Below are 18,620 nucleotides of genomic sequence, written 5' to 3' on the forward strand. Positions count from 1 at the left end.
GTAGTGACCCTGATGCTCGTGTACTCAGACATAGCCGATGATTTTGTCTCCGCCACCATACATCTACGTGTCTCACGTAGCACAATTAATGTATGCATGTATGATTGCATACTTTTATACCTATGCAGTATGAACTGTGGAGTAGAGACCGAGGGTTGCCGAGAAGCTCTTGGCCGGCTGTTGGAGCAGCCGACCTCGGTCTGGGATGCAGACCAATGTCAATTCAACCACGCACACCCGAAACGGTTTCGGCTCGTAGTCGCACCGACCACCGACCAGACTACATTCTTGTCGGCATCGACACCGAGGACGCACACCACGTCTACCAAACCACCGACGAAACCGTCCACGTCATCCACGATACCGACCGAACCTGCCGCTACAACCTCGCCACCCACAACCAACGCATTTACGACTGGATCGAGTACGTCAAAGCCGAACGCGGATTCACCACACAACACCTCTTCTCGAGCCTCTCCTCTGCATTCCCCAACGGTGACGACCAATGAGAGTCGCCACCACCCCCACGCAACTGCTGGAGGGATTCCCAGTCGGCCCCCAACCCACCGCGTGCCAACACTGCGGGGACACTCTCCAGGAAGGCGACCGCGCGACCGTCTTCGCTGCCCGCCCAGCCGACACAGACCAGTGGGCAATCCATCGCCCCTACTGTCCGACCTGCAGTCCCGACACCATCCGCCACCCAACAGTCGGCTGTACGGAACTCCTCGCGCAGTGCCGACTCGGCACCCGCGCTGATCTGGCCACCCAGCAGACCCGGCTGGTCGTCCTCGAGCCCGAACTCACTGACTCGAGTCCACCGACCAACAGGGCCACCGACCCACGGGCGATGCCCGTCCCACCCCGGTGAGCGCCCTACCACGCACTCGCGCCGACAGCCCGTGAGCCACTGCACTCGGCTGTCCGCACTCTCCACACTCGCTAGGACTCGATGGCACGCCACCTCACTCACCAGTCAGCACGCCCCCAGCGCACACTCGAACTCCCACTCGAGGTGAGTCCACCGTGACCGACACGGGACTCACACCGACCCAGCAGCCACCGCTCTCACCAGCCGCCAACCTCGCAATCGATACCGATCCCGTCTCCGAACTCTGGAACCAGCTGTTCGACCACCAGTCGATTCGAGACCGAATCATTCGTGCTGTCCGCCAGTTCGCTGACGGCCGCACTATCCCCGAGTGTTACGAGGCCCTCGAGGACCAGCAGATCCCTTACTGGCTGCGCTCTCGAATACTCGAGGTCGCCCGTGGCAACCGACGAGAAGCTTGGCGGCTGGCCGCCGATCTCGTGCCAAACCTCGGGCAAGGCCACGCGAGTCTCGAGGACCTGTTCGCGACTGCCGAGTTTTTCGCCACCCACGTCCCCGACGAGCAGCCACCGACACTCGCGGTGACGATCGACCGCGCGTTAGAGGACGCACCCCGACGAAAACGTGAGTCGATCTGCCGCCTGCTCGCTGTTCTCGCGACCGGCTTCGATATCCGCGTCGTCGCAACCGGTCGCACTCAACACTGGCTCGCTCGAGAGCATCGCGAAGAGCTGCCCGGCGTGAGCGAGTGGCGAGAGACACACCATCCTACTGGGGACCAAGTAGAGCAAGCACTCGAGGTGCTGGATCCCGATGGCCGCAAGGTCGAACTCCTCCGGCAACTCAAGGACGAACCTGCACAGACGCTCTCGAGGCACGCCCTGCGGGCGATGCACGACGTCGACCGCAGCCGGATTTCACAGCTGCTTGTCTCCGAGCAGAACTCGCTCACCGAACTCGGACTCATCGCCGAGTTCGGACCCGCCGCCGATCGAACTGTCGAGTTGCTCGAGGCCGGCCGACAGCTATTCGCCACGCTCGACGCCCAAGTCGGCCGGCAGCAGGAACTGACCGAGGCCGTGAGCGACACCGGAACAACCGACCAACAGTGCCGTGTAACCCCGCGCACACGAGGGGAGGGTAGTGCCGGCAGTGCAGACAGCAACCCCTACCGGACAGCCTATCTCGACCGCCCAGGCCATGCCGGCGCCGTCGGCTGTGGGGAAGCCGGCGATATCACCTTCGTAGATGCACCGTTCGAAGGCCAAGCAGACGCTCCGGACCACACTCAGTACGTGAGCTTCGACGGCGACCGGGAGGAAGCCGTGGTCGCGGTTCGGGCGAGTGGGCCCCTGCAGTACGTGGTGAGTCTCGCGACAGCGTTAGCCTCTCCCCGTCTGGTCATCCGAGTTCTCACCGACAGTCGTCTCGAGTCTCTGGAGGATCCGCCGGCAATCCTGCGGGATGCTCGCTGTATCGGCGGGCTCTCTGATGAGGCACTCGAGGATCCCGAAACACTCCGAGAGGCATTCATCGAGTGGGGCACCAACCTCGAGGACCTCACGGCGAAGCTCTCAGCCGGTGAGTACGAAGACCGCAATCGGTTCCGGGGTTCGATCATGCGGTCGGCCCACGGCCTTGCCGGCTCGCTTGTGCATCTCTTCGATGCTCTCGGGATCGACGTCACTCGCGAGCTCCGGGTACCGACCGGGCTTGACACGAACGCGCTGAACGAACTGACAACCTCGATCAGCATTGCGACGGCAATTCAGTCGAAATACGGTGCGTTCGCCTGTTACCGCCAGCTCTTCGAAACTCGTGAAGGGAAGCGTCAGAGTGCGCTCTCACCGACTGTCGATGCCGATGACCCGCTGGGGACGCTCATCGGCTCCCTGGTCGTTCGTGGAGACGACGTCCACCGACTCCGTCTCAAGCTCGAGCACTCGCTCGAGAGCCCAGCAGCGCTCGCTGAGGATGCTCTCGATTTCGCAATCCACGTTTCCCTTTCGACTACGGACCGGACGGCCTATGCGACAGCCGCAACACGAATCCTCCAGACCAAGAACCTGCAGCCGACTCGAGAGACTGTTTCGCTACTTCATGCACTGGCTGGCTCACCGTACGCCGCTGCTCGAGCACTGCAGCAACTCGCCGGCGAAGACGAACGCCGAGAGCTCCGACCGGACGAGCTCCGCTATGCGCTGGGAACGCTCGAACAGCAGTCACTTTCTCGACAATTGAATCACGAGCCGTCCGGACTGCTAAGCTCGTTCCGAGATCGGAGAATGTTTCTCCGAAGCCGGGGCAAATAATGAGCTAAATTAGCTGTTGTCAAAATCCCTACAAGCTCATCGGTATCCACGACTGGGAGATGTTGGATCGAATGCTCTCTCATCAGTGTGGCCGCTTCACGGATCGATTTGTCGCTTGTGACTGTGATAACCGGTGTCGACATAAACGAACCCACGGTGAGAGACGAGAGATCTGCATCAACGGTGACCTGGTGCATGATATCGGATTTAGTAACAATACCTAGGATATCTTTTGTCTCTGGGGAAGTCACGACTACGGATCCAATATCGTCTGCCGCGAACATTCTCGCAATGTCGCTAGCTGTCGTGTCTCCGGTGGTTGTTTGCACAGCTTGTGTCATTACGGATGCTGTGGTTTGTTCTATCATGGTAAGGTTACAGCACAGAAGCGGTTAACTCTTGCTTGAGAGCCGTAGAAGGAGAAATTCAACCGCTCACGAATGTGCTGTTCTGGCCGCTGAATTCTCAGGGATCACCTCTTTTTGGTAGTTGGCCAATGGGCTACGAATCGCAGCTGCGCTCACAGCGACAGACGCTACCGAGAACAACCGAACCGCCCAGTTGGGTCTCCAACTCAAGCAAAGGTTGCTCTCTAGTACTACCTACTGAAGCAACACAGGGCAGTTTGAGGTGCTAGTCGAGTCTCGAAAGGCAAAACAGACACGCCATTACCGTAGTAATCCTTTTTTCGGTTGCTACTATAGAACATGACAAAAATAGACAAAGAGAAGGCACGAGAGGAACGCATCAAAATGGAGATCGTCGTCGATGCCTATGATCAGTATGAACGAGCAATTGGATGGTACACTTATCTTGAAGATACAATTCGATTTCCGTTCGAGGCACGGTGTACTGGAACTCGTGAGGTGTCACCTCTCGAGGAGGGCGAAACAGCACAAGTCATAGAGATGTCCTCGATCGAAGCGTCAGAGAGCGAGATGTTCGTCACCATCGAATGGATTGACAGAGAATTGGGCGTGCCCCTAGCACAACTGGAACCAATTGCTGTCGATTCCGACACAAAGCAAGCGGTCGCAGACTGGCACTACTGGGACGGACGTGGCTATCGATTTTGACTACTGATCGATCTTTCTCTTGAGCAAATATCGATGCGCTTGGTTGAGGCCAGTAGGTGTACGTGGAAGACCCTATGGGAACTCGTCTCGTTCTTTCGACCAACCGTGCCTACGTTTGGCCGAACAGAATCTGGGAAGTGGCACATCGTCGGTCCCGATGGGTGCCGATATGGACGAGCCTTCGCTGACGAAACCGAGAACGTGCCGGAGGAGTCGGCCACAACAACAGATATTGTTGCCTATGACCCGCCCGACTCATCAGGCAACAGTCAATCTCGACCAATATCACTCTCCGGGGGAGAAAGGTCCCTTCTGCAGGGCGAAAATGAGACTCAGCGCCTCGTTCTGCCATCCACTGTTCGCGAGAGTGACTCTGAACTGTGTCGTTCATGCCGGTTGCAACTAGAACACCACCAGAAGCGGCGATCGCGAGTCATCACCCAGCTTAAGCAAGTGACGCCGATTCGAGATGGTGACTGGAGTACGCTCGAGCAGGATACGAGACGCCCCTGTGATTGGTGTCGGGCTCATGAACTCACCACCTGGCACACTGATGAACTCAACTGTACAGTTTGCCCAGCCTGTGGCCGCCTCTTCGAGACACCATTTGGGGAGCCAACTGCCGAAAATCAGCCAGAAGCTAACCGCTTGCCAAATACGCCAACTGAGCCAGTTGTACCGATCGTGTTTGGAACAGGACTCTCAGACTACGATCCAACCGAATTGGTCGGGAGTAATCGGCCGCTGATCAAATACCGCGACAAGCACAAATATGCTGAGCTGGTGCTCGAACTCGAGCGGACCGGCCATGGGTTCTCAGCCAAGGGGATCACTGCACTCGACGAAATTCGCTCAAACTACGCCAACCAAGTCGCTGATGACAACACACACCAGACTGATGTCACACTTGAGGTCGGTGTGACTCCACGAACGATAACGATCAAGGGGATATTCCCCGAAGATAGCTCGTCAATGATTGGATCGTGTTGGGATATCGTGAGCGATCCGACCAAGTGGTTCCCGATTGGATGGCCAGATCAAGGGTGGATCCACCGCCGATCAGCTGATCCCGCTATCCCAGGAGATGAGCCTGTCGTAGATGCGTTTCCCCGCCTCCAGACACAAACACCAGCTAACTCAGTTGACCTCGAGACGCTGCGACAAGTGACCGAGCCAGGCCGATATGAGCGAGGAAGCCGCTACTACGAACAAGGCTCAGTAACGGGTATCGAGTTCGTCGACGATTCTCTTCAGGCGACAGTCCAGGGGAGTCGTCCATACGAGGTCCAGGTCACTCTCTCAGAGGGGAGCTACGTTAGCGGCCAGTGTAGCTGCCCAGATGATACAGTCCCCTGCAAGCATATCGTCGCTGCCGTGTTAGGTAGCGGTGATGTTGAAGCCGTCGGCGATGGTCAATCAATAGATACTCTTCTTGAGGAAGCGTCCGCCAAAGAGCTTCGAGCCGTGCTTGCCGAACTCGCGGACGAAGACATGCGAGTAAGGAAACGCCTCTACGAGAAGCTTGGTGAGGACTGACTGCAGTATCGAAGCGACGATTTGTTCTCCACGCTCTCAGACCGGCCTGTAGAAATTCACGAATGTAGATATCTCGAGTCCACTGGGATCAGTTACACTGTGACGCTCGAGCCTGAGAAGTTGCTCTCCCATCTCCCACCGACAGTTGGTCGAATCGTCCACACGCTTCTCACAGCAGAAGGTCGTCTCTCACAGCGTGAGTTCGCTGACCGAGCGGGCGTCTCGGCACGGACGATACGGAACTATCGCGACCGACTCGAGGCACTCACCCTCATCCGTGTCGACGAAAATGGATGTCGTCTGGCGTTATCGTTCCGAACTGCCACCGAACGCCGTTACCCCGTTGTTCCGACCGTCCTCGAGGAGAACCAGACACTTTTCGATGCAGCTAATGCATTGCTCGAGACGTTCCTTCCGCCAGATCGGACGGCAACTCCGACGACCCGCTTGGGAGTACGCTGTTCTGGCCACCGGGTCCATCGCGACTACTCGAGCATTCGGCGGTCGATCTGTGGGTACGACTAGCGACCATACTCTCAGCGACAAATTGTCCCGAAGACAAGCAAGCAATCAGGATAGGGGCGCTGATCAAACAGCGATCGCTCTCCAACACCATTCGTTGTCTGTAGTTTGTCCACGTCAGATTAGAAAGCGATCCAAAGAGTTCCCTCAAAAAATCACCCGCAGATACAGTCTTGTGTCCGAGTCAATTGAACAATCTCGTTGTGAAGCTGTCTGGCAAGTTTGTAGATCGTTTGGGCTCAGTATTCACCAGCAACACCGGTTCGATAATACGACTCCGACCGATTCTCGAGCCAGAGTGCTTCAAGTCGATCAGCGATATCTTGTGAGAACAGTCCTGCCTGGACACCCAGGTCGTAAACCTCAGTATGGCGCTGCCCGGCTACGTCGTATCCCTTTTCCTCAACATAGAATTGAATCGAACGCTCGATGGAGACGAAACAGGCCTCGATTATGACCGTGAAATGGCCGTTGCGATCGAGCAAAAAGCCTGCAGCATCGAGGAGACGACATGCTTTTCGCAACTGGAGAACCGCTGCATCGGAGACGTGCTCGAGCCCGACCTCAGGAGTGGTGGGCTTTCTCTGAAAAGCGTCCTCTGCATCAGCAAGCGCCGTTTCCAGTTCCTTTGAAGTCATTCGTTTTTTCCTCCAAAGAGAGCCTGTTGTACCTCATACAGTATCGCACTCTCTTCGAGGATAATCCCCTCTTGAAAGATCGGTTGGAGATCTTCGCCTCGCCTGCGAGCGCTCTCGGGAGATTCAACAAACACCTCAAATTCGTACCGCTGTCCTTCGATCGGTTTCGACTCGAGTTCTCTTATAATATCGGAAATCGCTCGTCGAGCGGTCACCAGCTCAGTATCATCGTCAACGAGTACAAAGATATCAATATCACTAACGCGATCGGCCTCTCCACGCGCTACGCTCCCGAAGCAAACAATCCCAGCGACTGATGCTACTCCTTCGCTAGTTCTGTCTATAAATCTCTGAAGCGGTTCTCGGAATTCTTTCTGCGGGATTTCGAGAAACGGGTCATCCATCTCCTGGAGTCGCTGCTCGTTGATTCGATAGAGTGTTTTATTGCCACTATCGCGTCTAATCACCAAGTCCATTGATTCAAGCAACGAGAGGGCCTTCGAAACACTGGGGCCGCCAAATCCAGTCATCTCTTGGAGGTCACGGTTTCCAAACTCAGTAGATGGATTCTGAGCGGTGAGCTCAAGGATATCATCCATTGCTTTGTATCTGAAAATCTGTTCCTCTGGTAGCGGTAGCCGCAGTTTGATATCCATTATTATGTTTCATGTAACGCGTTATACTACATATAACGCTTTCCGATCTCAGCAGTAGGAGAGATCTGATCGTAGCCGGAACTCTAGTCATTGGTTCTCTGGCTGTTCGCGTGGAAGACGTACATCGACTCTGCTCCCGGCTCAAGCACTCGCTCGAGACGCCAGCAGCGCTCGCTGAGGACGCACCCGAGTTCGCGGTCCACGTTTCCCTTTCGACGGTCGACCGGGCCGCCTACGTATCGGCTGCGACGCGGATCCTCCAATCCAAGAACCTCCGACCGATTCGAGAGATAGTCTCGCTGCTCCACGCACTGGCTGGCTCACCGTGCGCCGCTGCTCGAGCACTGCAGCAACTCGCCGGCGAAGACGAACGCCGAGAACTTCGGCCAGACGAACTCCGCTATGCGCTGGGAACACTCGAGCCTGAGAAGTTGCCCTCCGATCTCTCACCGACAGTTGGCCGAATCGTTCACACCATTGATTCCACTTCACCCAGTCGCCGTACGGTTCAAACGTTGCAATCTGGGACTCAGTAGCGTTTCTATCTGCAAACGTCACCAATCGATACGTCGGTTCTCCAAGCTCTTCATCGCGATCGATAGACAGCCAATGGACTGGTTGTTCTAAGCTGTGATCCGCGAGCAGCGAGCGAAGTTCTGAGATCGTATCCGAGTCGAGTTTGATACAAGACGTGTGTACTAAACACAACAAGATCGGTCTGGTCTGGGGTAGTCGCGAGGTGTGTAGGTAATTCCTCGATAGCAGCCGCGAGTTACTGGTGTAAGCGATTGCGTTCGTTCTGGAGTGCGTCCACCCGTTCCGTGAGGCATTCATTCTCAGTGATGAAAGTTCTCACCGCCTCGCTCTTCGATTCATACTCCTCGCTGTCCCCCGTTTTCTCCTCGAGGAGCGACTCTGTGGCGAGTGCGCCGCAAAAGCGCTTGGCGAGAACTACCAGCCCGGTGGCGACGACGTCGACTACTCGCGAACGCCGCTAGACCGACTCGCCGAAGCAGGTCTCCTATAGTAAACATTAGAAATAGCTGCTCACTTTTGGAATAGAGAGTTGATCAAGAGCGGTATCGATCGCTGTTGTCAGATCAGAAAGTGAGTCGAAGAACCGGTTGCTAAGAGCTGATTGCAGCTGTCTCCAGCACTCTTCCACTGGATTGAGTTCCGGCGAATACGCTGGTAACGTGACGAAGGCGAGGTCGTCGCGGGCCGCCAGGTCCGTGACGGCCGACGCCTGGAAATACGGCGCTCCATCCAGTACGATGATCAAACCATCTTCGAACTCTTTGCATAGTGCGAAAATGAAACGTTTCGCATGTTCGGCGGTCACGTACTCTTTGAATCGGGAGCAAAAGCGATCACCGAGGACGGTGATTGCGCCCAACAGACACGTCCAATCGCGTTGGCCGGATAATTCGACGTTCGGCCGCGTGCCGCGCGGAAACCACGCGGTATGCGGCTCGACTTGCACAGATTTCTTGGTTTGATCGATACAGACTACTGTAGCGTCCATCTCCCGCCGCTTTTTTTGAGTTTGTCGTGGAACTCCTCTTGCTCGTCTTCGTCGGCTTCGGCGGCTGTCCGGCGTGGTTTTTGATAGCTCAATCCCGCTTCTTTTAGCAACCGCCGGCAGCTCGGGATTGAGTACTCAACGCTGTATGTTTCTTCAAGATACTGCTGGACGAGCGCCGGCGTCCACGCCGGCGCGTCGACCCCAACTTTTTCGGGAGATTCGTGGACAGCCTCTTCGAACTCTTGTTGCTCTTTTTCTGAGAGCTTTCGCTTTCTCCCAGATCGATGAGCATCAGTAACGGCCTCCTCAAACGGCTCGTCAGTATCAAGTCGCTTGAGCCAACTGTGGATTGTTCGCCGGCCAGTGTTATGCCACTCGGCAAGTTCGGTCTGTGTGACGCCGTTTTTGTACGCAATCACCGCCAACAGCCGTTGTGTCGGTATCTTTCCCTCGACGTTATCAAGTGCGTCGTGAAGTTCTTCGACGGAGATCTCGTCAAGATGGTCCATTACAAGCAATAAGAACCTATGGGTGGAAAATTCTAACGTTTACTATAGCTCGAGGTTCAAGTGGATCGCTTTGCAGCGATTTTCGTCCGTACCTGGAAGCCGCTCTCCGAACCAATTGAGGCACTCAACTGCCAGTGATAGGTCATGCCCAGGCTTCGTGATTATGCTCGGGCTTCTGTTAACCAACGCCCGAAAGTAGAAGTGGGTTCTTTGTTGGATAAAAAATGGAACTTTTGTGGATCCGGGCTCGGTCAGTTGATCCTACATGCGCGACGCCTCTCTGGCGATTCGAACAAGCAAGACCAGCCTTTCAACAGTTTTCTTTAAGTACTTCTGACCATAAGGTAGAGCTATGACGGGAAGTCGCTCTCTCGTGATTCTCAACTCGGGAGCGTAGCCTACCACTGCTGTGTAGGGTCGTAGGTTTATACCCGAAGCCGCGGCCACCGCTGGGTGGTGCAGACGACAGCACTCGAGGGCAGCGTGACCATTGCAGCACTGAGTTGGTTGAGCGACGGATTTGATGACATTGATTCGGGGTTACGCTGGGTCGAGTGAAGCCCGTTTCCACAATTCTGGGCAATCGGGCAAGCGTACGCGAAAGATTGAATATTTGTTCATTACTACAACCGTCGGAGACGGCATCATTCACTCGATAGAAAGACGCTAGCTGTAGAGGTACTGAACTAGACAGTGCCCATTTACTTTAGTGTATTTAAACCGAGAAGCTAAGAACCCGAGTACATAATGAAAAAGCATGGCGAATGAGCGACTGAGAGACGAGAGCGTTATCCAGCACTGGTACGACGCCGACGACGAACCGATCACAATCGTCGAGGGCGACGACGCGACGGTTTACGACGACGAAGGCACTGCGTACCTCGATTTTCTATCGCAATTGTACTGCTGCAACGCCGGCCACAGCAATAAGCAAATCACGGCGGCCATCACGAAACAGGCAGAGCGCATCCCATACGTCTCTTCGGCCAAACACAATGATACTCGATCTCGGCTTGCAACCGATCTCGCGGAGATCGCTCCTGGATCACTCTCTGACGTATACTTCGCTATCTCTGGTAGCGAAGCCAACGAGACGGCAATCCAGATCGCACGAACGGTGCAGGACGCGCCGACAGTACTCACTCGCTGGCAGTCATACCACGGGGGCACGTATGGTGCGGGCGGACTGACCGGCGATCCAGGAACGCGAAAAACGCTTGAGCGGCGCGCGGCGACGACCGGAGTCGGAAAGTTCCTCCCACCGCTTCCAGACGCCTTCGATGCCGAGACACCCGAAGAGCTCGCGGAACAGGCAGCGAACCACGTGGAATTCGTCCTCCGGAACGAGGATCCCGACTCGGTCGCAGCCATCGTCACCGAACCGATCGGGGGGACCAGTGGTGCATATCCTGCGCCGCCGGGGTACTTCGAGCGTCTTCGAGAGATCTGCGACGAGTATGATGTACTGCTGGTTTCCGATGAGGTGATCACCGGCTTCGGCCGATGCGGCGACTGGTTTGGCATTCAGACCGAGGATGTCCAACCCGACCTGATCACGTTTGCTAAGGGCGTGACCGGTGCGTACGCTCCACTCGCCGGTGTGATCGCAGACGCCTGGATTGGAGAGGAAATCCGTTCGGGATCGTACGATCTCGGACAGACATTCGCCGGACATCCCGTTTCTTGTGCCGCAGCCGAGGCGGCCATTGAACTTTACCGGGACAGCCTCATCGAACAGGGGTGTCAAGTCGCCCCATATCTGGAATCTCGGCTGCGTGATCTCGAGGAACGGTTTGACGTCATTGATACCGTACGCGGGCGCGGGCTCCTATGGAGCGTCGTCTTCGCCGACCCAAAAACGAACGAACCATTCGTCCACCCGTGGGTAGATGGCAACGCAAACAACCCCGTGGCCGACGTTCGCTCAGAAGCCCAAGAGCGGGGTACGCTCTTTGGCAGCGGCCGGCCCGACACCCAAGTTATCGTGGCGCCGCCGCTGTGTGTCACCCGCTCGGAAATCGACGAGGCTGTTAACGCGCTTGAAGCAGCGATGACCGCTGTATTCGGAATTAACGAGTGACAAGTCGAACAGGTTAAGAAGGTAGATGAAGAGTTTGACATCGATCTTGAAAAGAAGGGAATTCTTCTAGCGGTTATTAGAGCAATTCTCGGTGCTCTCCTACCTTGGGACTCGGTGCTTGGTGTGACCGTATTCGGGTTCAAAGGAGATGGTACCCTTTCGCTGATTCAGCTAAACGATCTCATCGGACAATTGGCGGGGCATCGAGGGACTCTGCAAGCTCAATGAAATCATCGGCCACAATGTCATACGCATTCTTCTCTGGTTTCTCTGTGCTGTCGGCCTTCTCTGGTCCCCACTCAAGTGGTCGATGAACATACGCAGTCTGCAGCCCCAGCTCACGGCTTGCATCAAGATCGCGTTCATGTGCCGCGATCATCATGACATTATCGACCTCGAGGTCCAACAGATCTACCGCGGTAAGGTACGTTTCTTCATCCGGCTTGTAATGTCCTGAGAGTTCAGCGGAAAGGATCAGGTCCCACGGAATCCCAGCTCGTTTGGCCATATTCGTGAGGAGTCGTACATGGCCATTTGAGAGTGGTGCGATTACATAGTGTGGTTTGAGTCGCTGAAGGCCGGGTATTGCGTCTGGCCAGGGGTCAAGGCGATGCCAGGCACGATTGAGATGGACCATCTCGGACTCGGACAGGCCTTCTACGTCGAAGCGATCAAGCAATTCCTCAAGTGACTTTCGGTGGAGTTCATCGAGATTTTGCCACGGAACGTCTCCCTGTCGAACTTGTTCCAGCGAGGGGCGGTACTCCTTGCGCCAAGCATCGGCAAACGCCGCCCAGTCAGCCGTCTGGTCCGTGGATTCGGTAATTTGTTTTCCCTCACGTATAACGCTGCTCCGCCAGTCAACAACTGTACCAAACACATCGAAGACAAGAGCATCCACTGTAGAGACTGTCATAGCGTTCCGCCCCGTTCGGAAGGATATCGATTGATGTTGGCTGTTCTTCTGCTTCTTTGGCGGGAATGAGTGCCAAACACATCCATACCAACCACAGCAGGCAAGCAGACTTTAGTGTTTTGACAGTATTTGTGCGATGTATTTGGCAGTTGGGTCCTCGCTCTTTCCGTGAGTAGGCAGTATTGATGCTATCGAATGTTTTTAGCTACTCTGGGATATCGGGTTACTCCATTGTGCACAAAACGCTTCGGAACGTAACTGCTGTCAAGCAGCCAGAGAATATAAAGAACGGTATTTTCGAGAGGTACTGGCTTGACAACGACTAAGAGCCTTCCGCCCGTCTTTTGAAGCACAATGGCTACGAATTCTCGCGCTTCTAACGGGAATTTCCCAGAAAATCCGGAGGAGTTGTTGCCCGACGACAGCATCCTTTCTCTGGATGAGTACCTCGAGATGCATGCTGCCGTTGGTCATCGGACCCGGTACGAAGTTCTCTATCGGCTCGTTCACAGTGGGGAGATGAGTCCGAAGGAACTCGAGGAGGCAATGCAGATCGACGATAGTACGCTTCACTACCACCTCAACAAACTTCTCGATGTGAGTCTCGTCGAGAAGCGACAACGCACCGAACGAGGACAGGACGGGTTGTACACTTACTATCGGGCGACGGTCTTCGGGGAAGTCACACTTACGGAAGGTGTAGATGAACTGATCCGCGGCGAACAAGCGTTCGAGAAGATGTACGATGGTTCCATTGAGAAGTAATTCGAGGTGGTACTGTATCCGGACTCATCGTTCGGTAGTCCACTTCTTGGTTCTTGACTGAACTGTGTTCTCGCGGCTTTCTTCGTCTACCCTTTCGTGCCCTTCGTGGAACTCCTCAAGTACTCTTCGAGTCGTTGAGGAGAGCGGGGTAACCGCCTCACTGGCAGCAGTTCTGAGACGCGGGAGTGACTTCTGGAAGTTCTGGAAAGACCACCGCGACTATTTTATATCCCTGACAACAAATTGGTGAGGTAACACCGATGATTACGGATGCTCGAGTTCTTCGCCAAGAGTTCGTTCCTGGTGATCTTGAGCATCGAGACGCCGAAACAACGTATCTCTCGGAAACGCTCGCGCCGATCGCCGACGGTGAAACCCCCGAGACAGTCATTATGCACGGACCGAGCGGTGTGGGAAAGACTTGCGTCGCGAAGTACATGGGAGATAACCTTCGACAGGAAGTCTTAGATGCGGAATTCCAGTACGTCAACTGCTGGCAGCACTACTCTCGATATCGCTCACTTCATCGGATTCTCGAGGGCCTTGGGCAAACACTTGACATCCACCGCCAGTCGACACCCCGCGACGAACTTTTCGAACGACTTCGTCAGTATGACGGTCCGCCTTGTGTCGTTGTGTTGGACGAAGTCGATCAGCTGGAGGATACACGCCTGTTGTACCACCTTCATGAACTCCCACAGTTCAGCATGATCCTGATCGCAAACCGTGAAGATGCGATCCTTCGGGCGGTAGATGAGCGATTGACGAGTCGGCTAACGGGTAGCGAGCGCATTAGGTTTGATGCATATCACGAAGACGAACTCGTGTCCATCATGGCCGCTCGCGTTCGCTGGGGGCTCATCGAGAATGCGATTCAAGACGATCAACTTCGACGCATTGCAGATGCGGCAGCAGGTGATGCTCGGGTCGCTTTGAGTATCCTTCGGAGTGCAGCACGCCGTGCTGATCGTGCTACAGAGAATCAAATAACTACTGATCACGTTGAGTCGGCGATTCCCGCCGGCCGCGAGGAAGTTCGGCAGAAAAGTATTGACACACTCATCCATCACCAACGGGTTCTCTATGAGATTCTCGAGGAGCACAAAGAGATCGAGCCGAGTGCACTCTATGAAACGTATCAAGAACGCGTTGAAGAACCGAAATCCGACCGAACGGTACGGAATTATCTGGCGAAAATGGAACACTACAATCTGATCGTCGCTGACGGAACAAGCCGAGACCGCACATATCGTCTTCGGGAGTAGTGATCCGTAGCATGCGTTCTGGAAATCATCAGTGCCGAAGAGTAGAGCACTCTATTCGTCGCTTCCTTTCCTAACACAACATTTGGAGGTTCTGGAAACTCCACGCGCTCACTTTTGTTACTATTCCTCGAACGATAAGCTATGATCCTACCGTCCGATCAAATTGTACTCCCGACCCTGTCGCCAACTGAGGTGCTAACCGATGAGTGATGATTCTACCAGCCCTGAGAGGGTGTTTGACGACGCAGATACTCTGGTAGTGCTGTCCGAAGATAGAGTAGCGTACCTCGAGCAGCTAGCCGGTCATCAAGAACGCTTAGCCGAAGAAATAGGTGAAATAAGAGGAGAACTAGCGGAGATGAACCAGACACTTGAATCTACTGAGCGGCATATCCACGTGCTTCCGCCGGAGTCGGATATCAACGCACCGCTCGTGACTCTTGAACTGACCGGTGCGGTGTTTGCATTTGCACTTGGAGTTGGAGAATTGATGAGAACAGGTGAAGCTAACGTAATCACGATAGTTGCCTTTGCTATCAGTGGAGCACTTGTCGTCCCACCGTTACTCTCATATACCACATAGTGAGCGTCTTCTCACACCGGCTATTCTTCTTATCTTCTGTTCTAAACGAAGAGTACAGTGGGATGATGGAGGAAGGTCTACTCATCTACGCATTGAGGTATCCGTAAGATCGGAGCCTGACACGACTGGGAACAGCAATCCGTCGAAGCCTTTTTTGACGAACCGCCGAGTGCTGGCTTTCGATTACCGGCGATTTTTTTTGGGTTTAGTGAGGATAGCTCTGCTGTCAGGGCAAGGTTAACTCTCCAGTTACGTTTCCGGCTGGTCGTACTGATGGAACTGGTACCTACCTGTCCGCATCACCCAGTGCCGGCCGTCAAACTCGAGAAGGTCGCCACTGCCGACCGCCGTCGAAACGAGGTCCGGGATACTGGGGCTGGTAATATACGGTCGCGTGTGAGGTCCGTGATTTCCTCGAGAGTGGCACCTGGGTTTTGCGCTACAACCTCCCAGAGCTGGTCGTATTCCCTTGTCATGGATCAGGAGATTCGATATTTGGCGATTGCTTCTGACCCGCAGGTAGGACAGGCTTCGGTGTCCTTATTCACGGAGCTTTCGCAGTGCCGACATTCGTACACGACTTCTGGCTGCGTTGCCCAGGACAGCACCCGGTCTACACGTTCAAATAGCATGGAGACGGAATCGCTCTGGGTTCACAACATCCCGGCATTTGGGGCACTCAGCGTATACTGCTGGACCTGTCTCTATCTCGTATTCAAGGGTCACGTTGGTCGTGGTCTCGGCCTGGCAGAACAGGCGTGTACCGAGAGGTGGTGGATTCGCCGTGGGCATAGGTTGGTAGCGGTAATGTATGGAAGGGAGGGAGCGCGTGTGACTGTAACAGGGTGGTGGCGTGTCCGCGCCCTCTATTAGCAGTATCGTCCCTGAATCTGTATATAGGCGAGCCAACCACAGTGAAACTGGAACTCGAGGTTCAGCGACTGGTCTGTCAGCGAACGATCTGGTGTGATAGACACACTTTCATTGTGTACTATTCGTCTTTAGCTAAGGCTCACACCTCGGTTGAGTAGCGGTAGCGAGCGTCTCTTGTAGCACCGGTCGTTGCTGGTGGATCTTCTGTGCACCTTCGATCAACCGTTCTAACAGCGGTGGCGGCGAGTAACCAAGATATTCGCCGAGTTCGTGGAGGATGAGATGGGCGTGCGACCGGAAGGTCGCCGCCCAGCTCAAGTACTGACTAACCAGACAGCCGCCCTGAATACTGATTAGTGATACTGTTGTTCTAACTCTATTGCTCTGGCGACGGCTGTCTCGAATTTCTCCAGGACATCCTCGCTGAACTCTTTGACGTGTTGATCTTGGTTCACGAGCTGGAGTGACTCCCAATCCCCCGGTTCAGTCGCAGAATACAATTGTACGAATTTTTGACCGTTATTTCCGTATGCAGTAACGATCACGTGGGGACTGACTTCGTCGTCTTGCTCATCAGCATGAGACCTTCCCAGCCCCGTCGTTTCACTCGCGCTTACTCGGTCGAAGTCAGTTAACTTGACACTGAATCCGCCGGTACCAAGGCGCTGGATTAACCACTCCCGATCCCATTCTTGGGCCTCTCCTGTGTCAACGTTTACTCCTGTGACGGTATCTGTTGAGATACTATCAATTCGCCACTTCGAGAGTGTTTGCGAGTCCATTGTCTGGCTCGTCTGTGTATGCACATCGCCTTCCTGTACCTGATCACCTTCCTGCACACGAATATAGCGCGGCGTATTTGCTGGGAGGTCCAGAAAGAGTTCACCAGGATCGAGATTGATGAGCGCTTCAACCCCATCAATTGTGTGAAACGTGTGTTTCCGAGTTGGGTTGTGATCGTCCATAGGGTTAACAGGTGTGGGAGACGGTTGATGTTGTTGCACGGCTTTCAGTGACTGTCTGCCCGGCTGATGGATCGGGAGAATTAATCGGGTGGTGCATTTGTCCGGGCTATTCTTTCTGGGTATCAATTGAGCGATAGATTTCCGATCGAAATTCAGATGCTCGCTCTTCTCCGATTATGTTTCCGTTCTCAAGCTCGTCAATGATCCCTACTATTGTATCGCAGAGCTTTTCAGGATGGTTGATGCGAGTGTCTGGGTCGTCTTCCATGCAGTGCATTCTACATCACAGGTAGTCAAGAAGAGGGGTGTGAAAGATGTCCATATTGATATTATCACCATCTGATAAAATCATCAGTGTTCGTTTCGAATTTACATATTACACATTCTGAATAGAATCTTCTGGAACATGCTCATAGAGGTCTGTCAAGATTCCTGTAAGCTTGATCGAGATACCCGACTCGCAGCTTTACCCAATCCACCGATCAGGTTTCCAAGGGGAAGGTCGAGAATTAGTCTTCCGTCCAGTACATAATATTTTCTTTTTCTGTGCCGCAGTTCGGACAAGATTCGGGGAATCCCTCCTCAATTTCTCCCATTTCCCCACACCCGTTACACCGCCACATGAGCTCGGCCTCGCCGAAGCTCTGCCCCGACCGAACGTGTTCGATGCTCGGACGTTCTACTCCTTCTCGAGATGTCACGAAGAACCCCCCTTCTTCGATGCCGCGAACCTCTCCGAGTAGTTCTCCACCGGCATTATAGACCTTCTCGCCTAGCTTAACTGTATCCGCTGTTGTTTCGTCGCTTTCTTTGTTGGGGGGTTATCATGGTTGTTCATGGTTTGCTAAATGCTCCCAATGCATTTCAAGTCTCGTGTGTACCTGCTCGAATTTGTGAAACGATGGCGGAGATCGTCGTATCGTACGTAGGAGGAGAGGTATTAGTGAACAGGGTAACGCACTGGTGAAAATATTTGTCTACTTCTATAAACGTCGTGATGACTATAACGATTGGCACAGCAAATTGGGACCTTCAAAAACGCTATTCTCGGTTGAGATCGATATCGAGATGTTTTGATTATTTGGGTCAAAATCTCACGGCTTTTTATCCGTGAGCCCTAACTAGTCGTATGGAATATGAGGTCGGAGTGAACGAATCGGTGACTACCGCTATCGTCCGCGCAGTGAGCGCTGTAAGCGGTCGTCAACCGAAGTCAATGCCGCCACTAACCCATGTCATCAATCCGGACGCGCTAGATGCACTCTTCGACTCGCGGTCTAACGGTGAACCGCGAATCGGTGGTCGTCTCTCGTTCATCTATAACCGCTGTCGTGTCACCGTCGACAACGGCGAATACCTTACCATTCTGCTTCTCGATGACTGCCCACCGGTCACTGACGATCGAGAGCGAGACCGGACTGAATTGCAGTGACAGCTGAACGAACAGTCGTTCTGTGGGATTACTGTCCTGGGTCGTGAGCGGGTACCAGTCCTTGGGCCATGAGTCGACGAGCGATCACGACAAGTCCGTTCCCGAACCCTTCCCCAAATATCGCCTGTTCCTCCT

General features: G+C 54.4%; 20 protein-coding genes and 3 pseudogenes. 10 read left to right on the plus strand and 13 right to left on the minus strand.

Annotated features, from left to right (window positions below; genetic code table 11):
• Positions 1 to 215 precede the first annotated feature (215 nt).
• Both ACFEMD_RS19470 and ACFEMD_RS19475 read left to right on the plus strand, forming a co-directional pair.
• Complete coding sequence (locus tag ACFEMD_RS19470) at positions 216 to 509, plus strand: hypothetical protein (protein ID WP_394742944.1); 294 nt, start codon at positions 216 to 218, stop codon at positions 507 to 509.
• Positions 506 to 871: a hypothetical protein gene (locus ACFEMD_RS19475; RefSeq protein WP_394742945.1), complete on the plus strand. Its 366-nt coding sequence runs from the start codon at positions 506 to 508 to the stop codon at positions 869 to 871. The genes ACFEMD_RS19470 and ACFEMD_RS19475 overlap by 4 nt, the downstream gene beginning before the upstream one ends.
• 197 nt (positions 872 to 1,068) lie before the next feature.
• Here the strand turns inward: ACFEMD_RS19475 and ACFEMD_RS19480 are convergent, their stop codons facing one another.
• Positions 1,069 to 1,383 carry a hypothetical protein gene (locus ACFEMD_RS19480; RefSeq protein WP_394742946.1) on the minus strand — a complete coding sequence of 105 codons (315 nt, stop codon included), beginning with the start codon at positions 1,381 to 1,383 and terminating at the stop codon, positions 1,069 to 1,071.
• A gap of 30 nt (positions 1,384 to 1,413) precedes the next feature.
• On the opposite strand from ACFEMD_RS19480, the gene ACFEMD_RS19485 reads away from it, so the two are divergent.
• Entirely contained in the window at positions 1,414 to 3,144 is a 1,731-nt protein-coding gene (locus ACFEMD_RS19485; protein ID WP_394742947.1) for a hypothetical protein, read from the plus strand.
• Here ACFEMD_RS19485 and ACFEMD_RS19490 read toward each other — a convergent pair.
• Entirely contained in the window at positions 3,075 to 3,512 is a 438-nt protein-coding gene (locus ACFEMD_RS19490) for a CBS domain-containing protein (protein ID WP_394742948.1), read from the minus strand. The genes ACFEMD_RS19485 and ACFEMD_RS19490 overlap by 70 nt on opposite strands.
• Before the next feature lie 339 nt (positions 3,513 to 3,851).
• Between ACFEMD_RS19490 and ACFEMD_RS19495 the strand changes: the two genes are divergently transcribed.
• The gene (locus tag ACFEMD_RS19495; RefSeq protein WP_394742949.1) at positions 3,852 to 4,220 is read left to right on the plus strand and encodes a calcium-binding protein; all 369 of its coding nucleotides are present in this window, start codon (positions 3,852 to 3,854) and stop codon (positions 4,218 to 4,220) included.
• A 684-nt stretch (positions 4,221 to 4,904) separates the two neighbouring features.
• Positions 4,905 to 5,756: an SWIM zinc finger family protein gene (locus tag ACFEMD_RS19500; protein ID WP_394742950.1), complete on the plus strand. Its 852-nt coding sequence runs from the start codon at positions 4,905 to 4,907 to the stop codon at positions 5,754 to 5,756.
• Between the two features lie 761 nt (positions 5,757 to 6,517).
• Here the strand turns inward: ACFEMD_RS19500 and ACFEMD_RS19505 are convergent.
• From ACFEMD_RS19505 to ACFEMD_RS19520, 4 genes are all read right to left on the minus strand, one after another.
• Positions 6,518 to 6,916: a hypothetical protein gene (locus tag ACFEMD_RS19505; protein ID WP_394742951.1), complete on the minus strand. Its 399-nt coding sequence runs from the start codon at positions 6,914 to 6,916 to the stop codon at positions 6,518 to 6,520.
• Positions 6,913 to 7,572, minus strand: coding sequence for a nucleotidyltransferase domain-containing protein (locus tag ACFEMD_RS19510; RefSeq protein ID WP_394742952.1), 660 nt, complete (start codon positions 7,570 to 7,572; stop codon positions 6,913 to 6,915). The genes ACFEMD_RS19505 and ACFEMD_RS19510 overlap by 4 nt, the downstream gene beginning before the upstream one ends.
• A gap of 141 nt (positions 7,573 to 7,713) precedes the next feature.
• On the minus strand, positions 7,714 to 8,406 hold the full coding sequence (locus ACFEMD_RS19515; RefSeq protein WP_394742953.1) for a DUF2332 family protein: 693 nt from the start codon (positions 8,404 to 8,406) through the stop codon (positions 7,714 to 7,716).
• Positions 8,407 to 8,605: 199 nt separating this feature from the next.
• Positions 8,606 to 9,606, minus strand: a protein-coding gene (locus ACFEMD_RS19520; protein ID WP_394742954.1) for an IS630 family transposase whose coding sequence is annotated in 2 segments (ribosomal slippage) — positions 8,606 to 9,114 and positions 9,114 to 9,606 — 1,002 coding nt in all. Because the reading frame shifts where the segments join, the coding sequence is not laid out codon by codon here.
• Between the two features lie 757 nt (positions 9,607 to 10,363).
• On the opposite strand from ACFEMD_RS19520, the gene ACFEMD_RS19525 reads away from it, so the two are divergent.
• Positions 10,364 to 11,686, plus strand: a complete 1,323-nt coding sequence (locus tag ACFEMD_RS19525; RefSeq protein WP_394742955.1) for an aminotransferase family protein — start codon at positions 10,364 to 10,366, stop codon at positions 11,684 to 11,686.
• A gap of 181 nt (positions 11,687 to 11,867) precedes the next feature.
• On the opposite strand, the gene ACFEMD_RS19530 is transcribed toward ACFEMD_RS19525, so the two are convergent.
• Entirely contained in the window at positions 11,868 to 12,602 is a 735-nt protein-coding gene (locus tag ACFEMD_RS19530) for a haloacid dehalogenase type II (protein ID WP_394742956.1), read from the minus strand.
• Between the two features lie 354 nt (positions 12,603 to 12,956).
• On the opposite strand from ACFEMD_RS19530, the gene ACFEMD_RS19535 reads away from it, so the two are divergent.
• From ACFEMD_RS19535 to ACFEMD_RS19545, 3 genes are all read left to right on the plus strand, one after another.
• Complete coding sequence (locus tag ACFEMD_RS19535) at positions 12,957 to 13,367, plus strand: helix-turn-helix domain-containing protein (protein WP_394742957.1); 411 nt, start codon at positions 12,957 to 12,959, stop codon at positions 13,365 to 13,367.
• Between the two features lie 260 nt (positions 13,368 to 13,627).
• Entirely contained in the window at positions 13,628 to 14,632 is a 1,005-nt protein-coding gene (locus tag ACFEMD_RS19540; RefSeq protein WP_394742958.1) for a Cdc6/Cdc18 family protein, read from the plus strand.
• A gap of 202 nt (positions 14,633 to 14,834) precedes the next feature.
• Positions 14,835 to 15,215 (plus strand): hypothetical protein, encoded by a 381-nt coding sequence (locus ACFEMD_RS19545; RefSeq protein ID WP_394742970.1) that lies wholly within the window; start codon positions 14,835 to 14,837, stop codon positions 15,213 to 15,215.
• Positions 15,216 to 15,836: 621 nt separating this feature from the next.
• Here the strand turns inward: ACFEMD_RS19545 and ACFEMD_RS22100 are convergent.
• From ACFEMD_RS22100 to ACFEMD_RS19565, 5 genes and pseudogenes are all read right to left on the minus strand, one after another.
• Positions 15,837 to 16,007: a DUF7837 family putative zinc-binding protein gene (locus ACFEMD_RS22100; RefSeq protein ID WP_449560131.1), complete on the minus strand. Its 171-nt coding sequence runs from the start codon at positions 16,005 to 16,007 to the stop codon at positions 15,837 to 15,839.
• A 213-nt stretch (positions 16,008 to 16,220) separates the two neighbouring features.
• Positions 16,221 to 16,400, minus strand: a pseudogene (locus tag ACFEMD_RS19550) (IS4 family transposase); the annotation flags it as partial.
• 41 nt (positions 16,401 to 16,441) lie between these two features.
• Positions 16,442 to 17,053: a hypothetical protein gene (locus ACFEMD_RS19555; RefSeq protein ID WP_394742959.1), complete on the minus strand. Its 612-nt coding sequence runs from the start codon at positions 17,051 to 17,053 to the stop codon at positions 16,442 to 16,444.
• Positions 17,054 to 17,159: 106 nt separating this feature from the next.
• The gene (locus ACFEMD_RS19560) at positions 17,160 to 17,321 is read right to left on the minus strand and encodes a hypothetical protein (RefSeq protein WP_394742960.1); all 162 of its coding nucleotides are present in this window, start codon (positions 17,319 to 17,321) and stop codon (positions 17,160 to 17,162) included.
• 241 nt (positions 17,322 to 17,562) lie between these two features.
• A pseudogene (locus ACFEMD_RS19565) lies at positions 17,563 to 17,871 on the minus strand (DUF7130 family rubredoxin-like protein); the annotation flags it as partial.
• A 311-nt stretch (positions 17,872 to 18,182) separates the two neighbouring features.
• Between ACFEMD_RS19565 and ACFEMD_RS19570 the strand changes: the two are divergent.
• Complete coding sequence (locus tag ACFEMD_RS19570; RefSeq protein ID WP_394742961.1) at positions 18,183 to 18,485, plus strand: HalOD1 output domain-containing protein; 303 nt, start codon at positions 18,183 to 18,185, stop codon at positions 18,483 to 18,485.
• A 28-nt stretch (positions 18,486 to 18,513) separates the two neighbouring features.
• On the opposite strand, the pseudogene ACFEMD_RS19575 reads toward ACFEMD_RS19570, so the two are convergent.
• Positions 18,514 to 18,620 (minus strand): annotated as a pseudogene (locus ACFEMD_RS19575) (TrmB family transcriptional regulator); the annotation flags it as partial.

The organism is Natronococcus roseus (genome assembly GCF_043677095.1).
Lineage (GTDB): Archaea > Halobacteriota > Halobacteria > Halobacteriales > Natrialbaceae > Natronococcus > Natronococcus roseus.

Bases quoted from the DNA above. Each gene is read 5' to 3' on its own strand.
- ACFEMD_RS19470 (WP_394742944.1), top strand. From the start codon at position 216: ATGTCAATTCAACCACGCACACCCGAAACGGTTTCGGCTCGTAGTCGC.
- ACFEMD_RS19475 (WP_394742945.1), top strand. From the start codon at position 506: ATGAGAGTCGCCACCACCCCCACGCAACTGCTGGAGGGATTCCCAGTC.
- ACFEMD_RS19490 (WP_394742948.1), bottom strand. From the start codon at position 3,512: ATGATAGAACAAACCACAGCATCCGTAATGACACAAGCTGTGCAAACA.
- ACFEMD_RS19495 (WP_394742949.1), top strand. From the start codon at position 3,852: ATGACAAAAATAGACAAAGAGAAGGCACGAGAGGAACGCATCAAAATG.
- ACFEMD_RS19505 (WP_394742951.1), bottom strand. From the start codon at position 6,916: ATGACTTCAAAGGAACTGGAAACGGCGCTTGCTGATGCAGAGGACGCT.
- ACFEMD_RS19510 (WP_394742952.1), bottom strand. From the start codon at position 7,572: ATGGATATCAAACTGCGGCTACCGCTACCAGAGGAACAGATTTTCAGA.
- ACFEMD_RS19515 (WP_394742953.1), bottom strand. From the start codon at position 8,406: ATGAATGCCTCACGGAACGGGTGGACGCACTCCAGAACGAACGCAATC.
- ACFEMD_RS19525 (WP_394742955.1), top strand. From the start codon at position 10,364: ATGGCGAATGAGCGACTGAGAGACGAGAGCGTTATCCAGCACTGGTAC.
- ACFEMD_RS19530 (WP_394742956.1), bottom strand. From the start codon at position 12,602: ATGACAGTCTCTACAGTGGATGCTCTTGTCTTCGATGTGTTTGGTACA.
- ACFEMD_RS19535 (WP_394742957.1), top strand. From the start codon at position 12,957: ATGGCTACGAATTCTCGCGCTTCTAACGGGAATTTCCCAGAAAATCCG.
- ACFEMD_RS19540 (WP_394742958.1), top strand. From the start codon at position 13,628: ATGATTACGGATGCTCGAGTTCTTCGCCAAGAGTTCGTTCCTGGTGAT.
- ACFEMD_RS19545 (WP_394742970.1), top strand. From the start codon at position 14,835: ATGAGTGATGATTCTACCAGCCCTGAGAGGGTGTTTGACGACGCAGAT.
- ACFEMD_RS22100 (WP_449560131.1), bottom strand. From the start codon at position 16,007: ATGCCCACGGCGAATCCACCACCTCTCGGTACACGCCTGTTCTGCCAG.
- ACFEMD_RS19555 (WP_394742959.1), bottom strand. From the start codon at position 17,053: ATGGACGATCACAACCCAACTCGGAAACACACGTTTCACACAATTGAT.
- ACFEMD_RS19560 (WP_394742960.1), bottom strand. From the start codon at position 17,321: ATGGAAGACGACCCAGACACTCGCATCAACCATCCTGAAAAGCTCTGC.
- ACFEMD_RS19570 (WP_394742961.1), top strand. From the start codon at position 18,183: ATGGAATATGAGGTCGGAGTGAACGAATCGGTGACTACCGCTATCGTC.